Source organism: Chloroherpetonaceae bacterium (assembly GCA_025056565.1).
Taxonomy (GTDB): domain Bacteria; phylum Bacteroidota; class Chlorobiia; order Chlorobiales; family Thermochlorobacteraceae; genus Thermochlorobacter.
In genome coordinates, this window is the sequence record JANWWA010000016.1 from 1 (window position 1) to 12299 (window position 12299).

General features: G+C 49.3%; 10 protein-coding genes. 6 read left to right on the top strand and 4 right to left on the bottom strand.

The genetic code is table 11. From position 1 onward, the window contains the following. Positions 1–127 precede the first annotated feature (127 nt). Complete coding sequence (locus NZM05_10985; GenBank protein MCS7014135.1) at positions 128–1312, bottom strand: class I SAM-dependent rRNA methyltransferase; 1185 nt, start codon at positions 1310–1312, stop codon at positions 128–130. Beyond that, the gene (locus NZM05_10990) at positions 1312–2007 is read right to left on the bottom strand and encodes a fatty acid desaturase (protein ID MCS7014136.1); all 696 of its coding nucleotides are present in this window, start codon (positions 2005–2007) and stop codon (positions 1312–1314) included. Before NZM05_10990 ends, NZM05_10985 begins: the two co-directional genes overlap by 1 nt. Before the next feature lie 313 nt (positions 2008–2320). Between NZM05_10990 and groES the strand changes: the two genes are divergently transcribed. From groES to clpP, 4 genes are all read left to right on the top strand, one after another. After that, complete coding sequence (gene groES / locus NZM05_10995) at positions 2321–2608, top strand: co-chaperone GroES (GenBank protein MCS7014137.1); 288 nt, start codon at positions 2321–2323, stop codon at positions 2606–2608. Between the two features lie 42 nt (positions 2609–2650). Beyond that, complete coding sequence (groL, locus tag NZM05_11000; protein MCS7014138.1) at positions 2651–4282, top strand: chaperonin GroEL; 1632 nt, start codon at positions 2651–2653, stop codon at positions 4280–4282. Between the two features lie 196 nt (positions 4283–4478). Further along, positions 4479–5051 (top strand): energy transducer TonB, encoded by a 573-nt coding sequence (locus tag NZM05_11005; GenBank protein MCS7014139.1) that lies wholly within the window; start codon positions 4479–4481, stop codon positions 5049–5051. A 132-nt stretch (positions 5052–5183) separates the two neighbouring features. Beyond that, positions 5184–5792, top strand: a complete 609-nt coding sequence (clpP, locus tag NZM05_11010) for an ATP-dependent Clp endopeptidase proteolytic subunit ClpP (protein MCS7014140.1) — start codon at positions 5184–5186, stop codon at positions 5790–5792. A gap of 72 nt (positions 5793–5864) precedes the next feature. Here the strand turns inward: clpP and NZM05_11015 are convergent, their stop codons facing one another. Then, on the bottom strand, positions 5865–6302 hold the full coding sequence (locus NZM05_11015) for a PaaI family thioesterase (GenBank protein ID MCS7014141.1): 438 nt from the start codon (positions 6300–6302) through the stop codon (positions 5865–5867). 137 nt (positions 6303–6439) lie between these two features. Beyond that, positions 6440–7939 carry an anthranilate synthase component I gene (trpE, locus tag NZM05_11020; GenBank protein ID MCS7014142.1) on the bottom strand — a complete coding sequence of 500 codons (1500 nt, stop codon included), beginning with the start codon at positions 7937–7939 and terminating at the stop codon, positions 6440–6442. Between the two features lie 48 nt (positions 7940–7987). Between trpE and NZM05_11025 the strand changes: the two genes are divergently transcribed. After that, positions 7988–10204 carry an HDIG domain-containing protein gene (locus NZM05_11025; protein ID MCS7014143.1) on the top strand — a complete coding sequence of 739 codons (2217 nt, stop codon included), beginning with the start codon at positions 7988–7990 and terminating at the stop codon, positions 10202–10204. A 221-nt stretch (positions 10205–10425) separates the two neighbouring features. Further along, complete coding sequence (locus tag NZM05_11030) at positions 10426–12252, top strand: long-chain fatty acid--CoA ligase (GenBank protein MCS7014144.1); 1827 nt, start codon at positions 10426–10428, stop codon at positions 12250–12252. Positions 12253–12299: the final 47 nt, after the last annotated feature.

The window sequence follows — 12299 nt, forward strand, 5'->3', positions numbered from 1 at the left end:
GCAGATTTGGCGGCGGGCAGTTACCGCTATCAAGTGAATCTGAGCAATCTGGCAAGTGGAATGTATCTTTATCGCTTGCGCAGCCGTGATTTTGCAGAAACGAAGAAAATGATGCTAATCAAGTAAGTCAAGAGGCAGGCTGAACATATAGCAGAGCAAATTTCAGGTATCGTGTCTCGGGCATAGCAGGTAAGATAGGGTGGTCAGGAGCTTGAGTGCTTTGTTCTAATATCTGAATGCATCGGGCGGCATCTTGCGCAGCCTTTGCAAGCATTTGCACAAACATCTCTTCCGTGAGATGATGAGAACAGGACGCAGTAGCCAAAATGCCGCCCGGTCGCAGTAGCCCCATTGCCAAACGATTGAGCTTGCGGTAGGCGTGCACAGCAGTCTGAAGCGTCTTTTTGGATTTAGTAAGGCTTGGTGGATCTAGGATGATAAGGTCAAACTGTGCCTTTCGCTCAAGTAACTTCGCAAGATAATCAAAAGCGTCAGCCTCAATCGTCTCAAGCTGTGAAAAGCCGTTGCGAGCAGCATTGCATCGAGCGCGTGCAAGGGCATCAGCCGAGCTATCCATAGCGACAACCTCTGCGGCGCCAGCGCGAAGTGCGTTAAGGGCAAAACCTCCGTCGCTGCAAAAGACATCTAAAACGCGCTGATGATAAGCAAACTTGCGAATGCGCTTACGGTTTTCACGCTGGTCCAGAAAGAAGCCAGTTTTGTGTCCTCTGAGCACGTCGACTTGATAAGTGAGGTCTGCATCAAAAATCTCAATTGGGGCATCTACAGTGCCGCTTGCGATGCGCTGGTAGAGCGAAAGCCCCTCCAACTTGCGTAGCTCCGATTCATTGCGAATGACAATCGCTTTTGGAGCAAGAAGCGTCTCTAAGGCTGCACAAATCTCATCAAGACGCTGCTCCATTCCCGCTGAAAAAGTTTGCACTGACAACACATCTGCAAACCTGTCTACAATAAGCCCGGGCAAGCGGTCCGACTCAGCGTGCACCAAGCGATAAGTATTGGTCTCGCTGTCGGGGTAGAGACGTCGGCGAAGTTGCAGCGCTGCTTCAAGGCGTCGCAGAAAAAATGCCTTATCAATTGGCTCATCATGCCAGCTCAGATGGCGGAAAGCAATAAGTGAATGCCGATTGAAAAAGCCAATGCCGAGAAATTGGCGGGAAAATGAGTATAGTGAAACGACTTCACCCGTCTCAATAGCAGGGTCTGCTTCCAAAATCTCGTTGCTAAAAACCCATTGATGTCCTGCAAGCAAGCGGCGTTCTTCGTTTTTTTTGAGGCGGATTTTCTTCATTAGCGGCTGGTGAGCTGCAAGGTATCTTTGACTTTCCAGAGTTGCCACCATGGCGTGTTAGGCGAGTGGTGATGCTCCCAGTGATAGCCAAAAAAGTAGCATGAAAGCATGGCCCAAAAGTGGTGGCGTCGTAGAGTGCGAGCAAAATAAGGCTGCATTGAAGCATCAAAGGGTGGCTTATGCGGAAGGTAAGTGCCGAAGTAGAACAGCTGCAAAACGCCCCAAAAACAAGGCAGCATCCAAAAGAGCCAAATGCGAGACTCTGGAATGTGAAGAAGATGCTCAAAGATGTTGTAGAGCGCTGCCATAGTCAGCACTTGCGACCTAGTCGCATAGCGGAGGATAAATGTCCCGAGCCACACCCAAAAATTTTGTGAGGCAGTGCAGAAATCAGGGTCTTTGTCTGAAGCAGGGTAAGCGTGATGCCGCGCATGCTGCCTCAGAAGTTGACGATACGACATCGCTCCAAAGAGCCAGCACGCCGCAGCCCCTAGGAGATGGTTGAGTCTTCTATGTTGGCTCACAGCCCCGTGCATTGCGTCGTGTGCCGTGATGAAAAGACCTGTTGTAAGATAGCCTTGAAGAGCTAAGTGCAGGTAGCTTTCTGGTGTTTCCCACGAAAGTGAGCTGCCAAAGAGATATGCTAAGTGCGTAAGCCAAAGCAGAATAATGCTCAGTGCAATTGTAACGCCCATGTATCCAGTATAAGGTTTGTTGCCCAATCCAAGTTTTTGCCTTCAAAAGAGATTTTGAGGCAAATGCGTTCCCGTAAAGGAGGCTAAGCGTGTGTCGCTTGTGAGGTGGGATAGATTGAGCCGCACAGCCAGCGATGGCAGAGGTGTTTGCGAGTGTGGTGATAATGTTGTATATTAGCACTCGCTATCAGTGAGTGCTAAAAATTTGAAACTCTGTGTAGTCCAAATGCGTTTTAGCACTCCGAATTTTGTTAGGAACTTAATTAAATCAGCAAACCCAAACTCGAGCAAACCCAAACTTGGAGGAACAGTTATGAAGATTCAACCTCTGGCAGATCGCGTCGTTGTGCGTCCAGCGCCCGCTGAAGAGAAAACCAAAGGCGGTCTATACATCCCTGACACTGGCAAGGAAAAGCCGCAATACGGCGAAGTCGTGGCAGTCGGGGAAGGCAAGCAAACTGACAACGGCACTGTTATTAAGCCACAGGTAAAGGTGGGTCAAAAGGTGCTCTATGGCAAGTATTCTGGCACCGAAATCAACATTGATGGCGAAGAACTGCTCATTATGCGTGAAAGTGACATCTTTGCAATTCTGAACTAACACAAGTTTCGCTAACCCTTAAAACCATTAAGGAAGAACACTATGGCAGCAAAGTTGATTTACTTTAACGCAGAAGGTCGTGCCGCATTGAAGCGTGGCGTCGACAAACTTGCGGACGCTGTAAAAGTAACGCTAGGTCCAAAAGGACGCAATGTCGTAATTGAAAAGAAGTTCGGTCCACCGACCGTTACGAAGGACGGTGTAACCGTCGCAAAGGAAATCGAGCTGGAAGATCCACTGGAAAATATGGGTGCGCAGATGGTGCGCGAGGTTGCCTCTAAAACCAGCGATGTGGCAGGCGATGGCACCACCACTGCAACGGTTCTGGCGCAAGCCATTTTCCGCGAAGGCTTGAAGAACGTTACAGCTGGCGCCAACCCAATGGACCTAAAGCGCGGCATTGATATGGCAGTGCATGCCATTGTCGAAGAGCTCAAGAAAATTAGCCGCCCCATCTCCAGCAAGAAGGAAATTGCTCAGGTTGGCACCATTTCAGCTAATAACGACAAAGAAATTGGCGACCTCATTGCCGAAGCGATGGAAAAGGTTGGCAAGGACGGCGTCATTACCGTTGAGGAAGCAAAAGGCACTGAGACCGAGCTGAAGGTCGTTGAAGGTATGCAGTTCGACCGCGGCTATCTCTCGCCTTACTTTGTAACCAATGCCGAGACAATGGAGGCTGAGCTTGAGGAGCCGCTGATTCTGATTCACGACAAGAAGATTTCCTCAATGAAGGACTTGCTCCCCATTCTGGAAAAGGTAGTGCAGATGGGCAAGTCGCTGCTCATTATCGCTGAGGAAGTCGAGGGCGAGGCGTTGGCAACATTGGTTGTCAATAAGCTGCGTGGCACGCTAAAGGTCGTTGCGGTCAAAGCTCCAGGCTTCGGTGATCGTCGTAAGGCAATGCTGGAAGACATTGCCATTCTCACAGGTGGTACGGTCATCAGCGAAGAGAAGGGCTACAAGCTCGAAAACGCCACGATTGCTTATCTGGGTCAAGCCAAGCGTGTCGTAGTCGACAAGGATAACACGACCATCGTCGAGGGTAAGGGCAAGTCAGACCAAATTAAAGCTCGCATCAATGAAATCAAGATGCAGATTGAAAAAGCCACCAGCGACTACGACAAAGAGAAACTGCAAGAGCGCTTGGCAAAGCTGTCAGGTGGCGTAGCAGTGATCAACATCGGTGCAAGCACCGAAGTTGAAATGAAAGAGAAGAAAGCCCGTGTAGAAGATGCCTTGCATGCAACTCGCGCAGCCGTTCAGGAAGGCATTGTGCCTGGTGGAGGCGTAGCGCTGATTCGCGCGGCTCGTGCACTGGACAATCTCAAGCCAGAAAACGATGACCAAAGGACAGGTATTGAAATTGTCCGCCGTGCAATTGAGGAGCCGCTGCGAATGATTGTAGCGAATACAGGCACGATGGACGGCGCTGTCGTGCTGCAAAAAGTGAAGGAAGGCAAAGACGACTTTGGTTTCAACGCGCGCACGGAGCAGTATGAAAATCTGATTCAGTCAGGCGTGGTTGACCCAACCAAAGTAACACGCACAGCGCTCGAAAATGCAGCGTCTGTGGCAAGCTTGCTGCTAACAACCGAAGCCGTCATCGTGGAGAAGAAAGAGGAAGAAAAGACTCCAGCTCCTGCTGGCGGTGGAATGGGCGGAATGTATTAATCCTGTCCCAAAAGGAGCAGAGTGCAGGGCTGATTTGCCATGCGCAAGTCAGCCCTTCGTATTTTCCAAACATTGGTTTCCTTAGTGAGGGAAGGCGAAGTATCACGAAGAAGCTAAGGAGTAGAGATTCTCGACTGAAATGTGTATTTTCGTGCGTAACGGAAACCCAAACCAATCAACAAATAGAAAAATGAAGATGGCACGCTCTTTGGCCTCTGCGATAGGGCTTGCAGGTATCTGCTTGCTTGCGATGAGCTTACAGTCAGGCTGTTCAAGTTGCAAAAAGGAGGAAGGTTTAGGGCTTAAGCGCCCAGACGATAGTGCCTTGATTGCGCAGCAAAAGCTAATGGAGGAATATCAAAAGACATTGGCGGAGCCTGCGCAGCGAAGCGGTGAAATTCAGATTGAAAAAAAGGTAACCTACACAACTGTGCCTGCGCCAGAAAGCGACCAAGCAGGAGGCACTCAGATTGCTAAGCCCAAGTTTAATTACCAAGCCTTAGACGAAGTGATGGAAAACTTGCAGGAGACCTTGATTCCAACCGTGAAATCTAATGCAGCACGTCTGGGCAAAACAGGCGGCGCAATTGCATTTAATGTCGTGGTCACGCCAGATGGCAAGGTCAAGCAAATCAACATTTCTCAGAACGACTTAGATGAGCAAACTGCCAATGCTGTAAAGGCTGTCATCAACCGCACAAAGTTTCCAACTTGGAACCCTGCGGAACTAAAAGAGTATAAGAGTGAGAGAATTAAAATTCAGTTCTGAGCGTTCACGCAAAAAGTGCTGAAAGGAAACGGAACTCTAACTCTTAATACAGCAATGGCAAACATCAACTTTGGGTTTGATTATCACATTCGTAAGCTGTATCACCCGCGAATTGAAGATAGCATCAATCAAATGCGAGGTATGCTCGTCCCGATGGTGATTGAAACCTCAGGACGCGGCGAACGTGCATTTGACATTTTCTCACGCCTACTGCGTGAGCGCATTGTCTTCTATGGCACAGTGGTCGATGACCACTCGGCAAGTCTGGTGATGGCGCAGCTGATTTTCCTCGAGTCCGAAGACCCTGAGCGAGATATTTATATGTATATCAACTCGCCGGGCGGCAGCGTCTCAGCTGGACTTGGGGTCTATGACACGATGCAGTTCATTCGCCCTGATGTCTCCACTGTGTGCGTCGGAATGGCAGCCTCAATGGGGGCGCTGCTCTTGGCTGCAGGGGCAAAGGGCAAGCGCGGTTCTTTGCCGCACGCCCGTATTATGATTCATCAGCCCTCTGGCGGTGCGCAAGGTCAAGAAACCGATATCCTGATTATGGCACGTGAGATTGAACGCACGCGTCGTATGCTTGATGAAATTCTGGCAAAGCATACAGGTCAGCCGATTGAGAAAGTGCATCAAGATTCCGAGCGCGACCGCTGGATGAGTGCCCAAGAGGCAAAGGAATACGGGATTATCGACGAGATTTTTGAAAAACGCCCTATGCCCGATAAGAAAAACTAAAGGCGAATGGAATGAGAAAGCCGCTCCGTCTGGAGCGGCTTTAATTTTCCACACAGTGCAAGCCAGGGAGCGCTAAGTTTTGCTCAGTTCCGTAATAACGCAGTTGCAACTTCCCTTAGCAAGAAGATCGCCTGAGGCATTAGATATGTGGCACTCTGCGTGGATGATGCGTCGACCACGCCGGACTACCTTTGCTCTTGCTGTAATTACTTCCCCGAGCTTTGCACTGCGCAGAAAGTCCACTGCAAGGTTAATAGCAACAAAGAAATGGGTATCGTCCAGCGTGTAGATGGCAATACCCATTGCTTCGTCCATAATCGTTGCCACAATGCCGCCGTGCAAAATTCCAACGGGGTTCGTCATATCAGGGCGGACGACAAAGTCGGCGATGAACTCGCCAGCTTCTGCGTGGCGAATCGTGCCGTTCAGCCATCGCCCCACTGGTGAAGGATGCTGATCGCCAAATGATTGACCGATGCGCGATTGCAAGTATGCTAATGCTGCGTTCATTCTTTTGTGCGCTTTTTAAGTTCAGAAAACTGCCTTTTGGTGATGGGTAAGTGCTGGCTGCGACATAAAAGAGCGTTATAGCGAACCCGTCTTGCTTGCAAGTTCTGTAGCCATTTCACGGACAGTGCTGGCAGGGGCTAATGATGTGTAATGAGCATATCTAATGCACGCAAACCTGCTTTCATCTTGCTAAGGGTTTCTTCATACTCTTTTTCGGGTTTCGAGTCCGCTACGATGCCCGCTGCAGCCTGAAGGTAGATGCGCGCGTCGCCTCGAGTTTGCTGTGCAATCATTGTGCGGATGGCAATAGCCATCTTGAGGTTACCTTGAAAGTCTATGTAACCAATTGCTCCGCCGTAGAGTCCGCGTCGCTCTTGCTCTAACTCGTAGATAATCTCCATCGCCCGAATTTTCGGTGCACCTGTCAGTGTGCCAGCAGGGAAGCACGACCAAAACGCATCAAGCGGTGAAAGTTCCTCTCGCAACTCACCCCGCACATTGCTAACAAGGTGCATGACGTGTGAATAACGCTCAATTACCATCTGCTCAGTAACGGTAACCGAGCCGATTTTTGCAATTCGACCAATATCGTTGCGGCTAAGGTCAATGAGCATAAGGTGCTCTGCACGTTCTTTTTCATCACCGAGCAGGTCTTTTGCCGTTGCAATATCTGCTTCTATGGTCTCGCCGCGCGGACGAGTGCCAGCAATAGGGCGGGTCTCCACCCAGCGCTTGCCATCGTGAGAGGTGACGCTGACAAGCAACTCTGGCGACGAACCAATAATTTGCACAGAGCCTAAGTCAAAGTAATAGCAATACGGTGAAGGATTAATGGTGCGCAGGGCACGATAGACATCAAACGGCTTAGCGTTCAAGCGGCGCTCCAAACGCTGTGAGATTTGCACTTGGAACACATCGCCTGCAAAGATGTAATCTTTCGCTCGCTGAACCTTCTGCAGGTAGGCTTCACGGGAGAGGTTTGAAACAATCGCTTCAGGCTGTTCCTTGCTCAGTGTAATGTCAGCAAGGTTGAGGGCTGCAGTAAGCTGCTGTTTGAGCTGGCATAGCTTTTCCTCAGCTGCGGCACGGTAATGCTCACTGGTATAATTGGTAACCAAAGCGACCTTGCGAGCCACATTATCGAAGACGACGAGCGTATCGTAAAACCCGAGCCAGATGTCAGGCAGAGAGCACGGCAGTTCCTTCGAGGGAACAGGCAGCTTTTCAATAAAGGCAGCAGCATCATAGCCGATGAAACCAAATGCGCCTGATGTAGCCATCTTTATGCGATTGGGTAAGGTAGGGCTGGAGAAAGCATCAAGCAAGATTTGGACCTGCTCCGGAATGGGTAGCGAATCATCAAGCAGTGCTTCTAAACGCTCAAACTGTTCGTCTAATATGGACAGTTCTCGCCTGCCACTGAGCCATGCCTGAAAAATGGCAAACGGCTCGAGCGCAATGTAAGAAAAACGCGCGATGCGCTCCTCACCCTCAACAGACTCGAGCAAACAGGCGTTTGGTTTGCCTAGCTTGAGAAAGAGCGAGATAGGCGTTTCAGTATCGGCAAGATGCGTTTCAATGAGGGGGCAGAGTTGAAAATGAACACCCTTTTTGGCAGAACAGATGCGCTTTTGCATTTTTGCGGTCTTATGTTTTTACACTTCGGTTGAGGCAAAAGTAGCAGTATGCCACTTGACAAGAAAACGTTTCGCGAAAGTAAGACGGTTCGCGTTGTCATCTTCATCGGCTTCTTAGCTGCAGTAACGGCTCTCTTTCCCCGAAATAAAATCTCGTCGCTAAGCTACGAAGTAGGCTCCGTGTGGCTACAAGATGATGTAACTGCGCCCTTCACGTTCCCTGTCTACAAAAAAGAGGAGGTGTATGAACAGGAGAAAAAAGCAGCAAGAGAAAGCGTGTATCCAGTTTTCCGCAAGTCAGAAAAGGAGTTTGTGCCGCAAGAGTTCCAGCGCTACTTCGATAACCTGCTCACTTTCTTGGGGATAGAGTTGGGCCGTGCAGCGGCTAATAAAAAAGCACCTGCAATTGATTCCAGCTTATTGCGCTTAGCTGATAGCCTATTTGCGGCAATGGGGCTAACACCGCAAGAAAAGGCATTGCTACTCAGTGAGTATAAGCGCGTGTTAAAGACACGCAGCGAGCAACAGTCCCTCTTGGGGCTTTATCGCACACTGCTGCCTTCACTAATTATCTCGATTCGCTCTGATGGTATTCTAAATGTGCCGCGTCGGGAGTTTTCTACTGAAAAGTTCGTCATTCGAGCGGCGAATGACCGAGAAGAAAGCGCCGTCGCATTCAAGTCGGTGCGCGACAGTGTAGAGGCGGTGCTGACGCTGGGCGAGTTGTTAGTCGAGCGGCTACGGCGACCGCTAGAAAGCGATACGGTGCAGGTGGCGCTGAAACTTTCGCTGCCATTTTTGGCGCCCAATCTTCTGTTTGATGCGGCGCAAACGCTGGCTGATAAGGTGCGTGCGGAAAGCTCTGTGCCAATTGCAGATGGAATTGTGCGGGAAAATGAAAAAGTCATCTCGCGTGGTGAGGTAATTACTGACCTAACAAAGCGCAAATTAGACTCCTACATTCGAGCGAAGGCGGAGCGCGAGGTGCGCACGGGTGAGCTGCGGCTGTATATCGGCAAGCTGCTAATTGTGTTAATTATTTCATCACTATTTGCTGCCTACCTATACTTTTCACGCCCACAGATTTTTTTTGACAACACGCTGCTGCTTTTGCTAGTCAGCGTAATTTTGCTGGAGCTTTTAGCCGCATGGTATTCGGTGCAGCTGACGTGGTTGTCGCCTTATATTGTGCCAATTGGTCTTGCCTCAATTCTGCTCACGATTCTCTTTGATTCACGCACAGGCATTTTTGCCACCGTTACTATTTCGCTTCTGGCAGCAACCATTCGAGGCAATGACTTTTCATTTGCGCTGGCAACGCTGTTTGCAGGTGGGATGGGTGTCTTTTTTACACGCGATATTCGTCGGCGCGCGCAGGTTGCGCTCTCGGTGCTGTATGTGTTTCTGGGCTATGCTGTGGCAATTTTAGCCTTCAACTTTTCGCGTCTTGCCAGCTTTGAGGAAATTCTCAATGACCTGAAGTTTGCAGCCATTAGCTCATTGCTCTGCTTTCTTGTCTATCCAGCCCTGCTGCTGATTGAGAAAGTCTTTGGTATCACAACAGACCTCACGCTGCTGGAACTTTCTGATGCAAATCATCCACTTTTGCGGGAAATGGCAGCCAATGCACCGGGCACTTATACGCACACGATGCAAGTGAGCCTACTGGCAGAAGAAGCTGCCAATCGCATTGGGGCAAATGCCCTGCTGTGCCGCGTGGGCGCATACTTTCACGACATTGGCAAGCTACCACAAGCGCAATACTTTGCAGAAAACCAAGGAGCACATAACCCGCATGACGAACTGACTGCGATTACCAGCGGTCGCATCATTGGAGACCATGTAAAGCAAGGTATTGAGCTTGGACGTGCTTACAAATTGCCTCAGCGTGTCTTGGATTTCATCCCACAGCATCACGGCACAACGATGATTCACTTCTTCTACGACAAAGCGCTCAAGTTCTTCCCGCCTGACAAGCTCAATCCCGAAGACTTCCGATACCCAGGACCAAAACCGCAAAGCCGAGAAGCGGCAATTGTTATGTTGGCTGATGGTGTAGAAGCCTCTGTGCGCTCCCTAACTACGGCAAATGAAGAAACAATTGCGCAAATTATCGATACAGTCATTCGCAAACGGCTGGACGAAGACCAGTTTTCTGAATGCCCTTTGACATTTGCTGAGCTGAAAGCCATTAAAGAAAGCTTTATCAAGACTATTATTGCTCTGCGGCATAAGCGCGTCAAGTATCCAGGGCAGAAGATTTAAGCCTGCACCTAAGAAAAGCCTTGCACAGCATAAGTATCAGAAGCCTGCAGCCTCAAGCGCGGTGCAACTAAAAAAGCGGACAGGCAGCGCTTTAAGCTGCATCGCAGAACGGCTCGCTTTTTATTTTTGTGATTTTTTTCTAAATACGGCGGAGAAGCACATTGCCAAGAGCGTTATGCGTTGGAGCGCGCTTTCCTTAACCACTTGATTGGACAACAGCAATGGAGGACAGTCTCATTAACCCAAGCTTCAAGACGCTACCAGAGATGTTTGAGGGCGTCTTTAATTACTATAAAGGGCGCACTGACCACTATGCCTTGCTGCGGAAAGTAAATGGGCGCTATCAGGGCATTACACACGACGCACTAAGAGCTGATGTAGATGCCTTTGCAGCATACCTGCACAGTATCGGGATTCGCAAGGGAGACCGTGTGGCAATCCTTTCTGAAAATCGTCCCGAGTGGGTGGTATCCGATATGGCGATTCTCAAACTGGGTGCGATTGATGTGCCACTCTATCCTTCCCTGCCGCCCAATCAGATTGCGTATATCCTACAAAATTCAGAGGCAAAAGCGATTGTTGTGTCAACAGGCTTACAGCTCGGCAAGATTCGAAAAATTCGGCAAGAAGTGCCCTCGCTCACGCACGTTATTTCAATGAACCCTATTGATAACAAAGGCGACAGCGAAGTTGAGCTAGACGAAGCTAAGCAAATTGGACAAAGACTTGCAGCACAGTCGCCACTGAAGCCAGAGCCGATTGACGAAGAAGATATTGCGACGCTCATTTACACCAGTGGCACAACGGGGTTGCCTAAAGGTGTAATGCTCACGCATCGTAACATCTGCGAAAATATCAAGTCAAGCGTAGCGTGTTTGCCTGTTGACCAGAACGACCGTGCGCTGTCTTTTCTGCCGCTTTGCCACTCATATGAACGCACCGCAGGGTATTATGTGATGTTCGCCTGTGGCGTTCAGATATACTACGCTGAAAGCATTGATACCGTTAGTCTCAATATCACAGAGGCGAAGCCAACAATAGTTATTACAGTGCCGAGGCTATTCGAGCGGATTAAGTCTTCGCTGTTCAAGAATGTAGATGCAGGTCCCGCTGCGCGTAAGAAGCTCTTTTACTGGGCAATAGGTGTAGGACAGAAGGCATTCAAGGCAAAGCAGGCGGGAAGGATATCACCCCTGTTAGCTGTGCAATACAAACTGGCAGACAAGCTGGTTTTCAGCAAAATCCGTGAAAAGTTCGGTGGGTGTATTCGTTATTTTGTCTCAGGCGGTGCGGCGCTGCCGAAGGAGACAGGAGAGTTTTTTGCTGCAATGGGTATTACAATTCTCGAAGGGTTTGGTTTAACGGAGACTTCACCTGTGACACACGTCAATCGAATTGAGAAAGTAAAGTTTGGCACGGTAGGACCACCGATTAAAAATGTAGAGCAAAAAATTGCGCCTGATGGGGAGATTCTCATACGCGGCCCGAATGTGATGAAAGGATATTGGCGCGATGAAGCGGCTACACGCGAAGCAATTGAGCCAGATGGCTGGCTGCATACAGGCGATATCGGTGAAATTGATGAAGATGGCTACCTCAAAATCACCGACCGCAAAAAGCACATTATTGTCAATTCAGGTGGCAAAAATATTGCGCCACTACCAATTGAGAATATGATTCAGAATAGCCCGTTTGTAGACCAAGTTGTAGTGTTAGGTGAAAAGCGTCCGTTTCTGACCGCAGTGATTGTGCCGAACTTCGATGCTCTGCGTAACTTTGCCGAAAAAAATCACATTCAGTTTGAGAACAACAAAGACCTTATCCAGAAAGCAGAGATTCGAAAAATCTTTGAAGAGCATTTGCGCAACATTTCGCGTGAGCTAGCAAGCCACGAAAAGGTGCGCCGATTTATTCTTGCCCCTGAGCCTTTTACCATTGAAGCAGGCGAAATGACTCCGACCTTGAAAATCAAGCGCAAAGTGGTCGAAGAAAAGTTCAAGGCAGAGCTTGAGGAAATCTACAAGACCCTTGTGTATGAATCTGAATAAGAAGGGCAGGCCTTGTGCCTGCCCTCGCAGAGTAGTTTAGGTAGCCT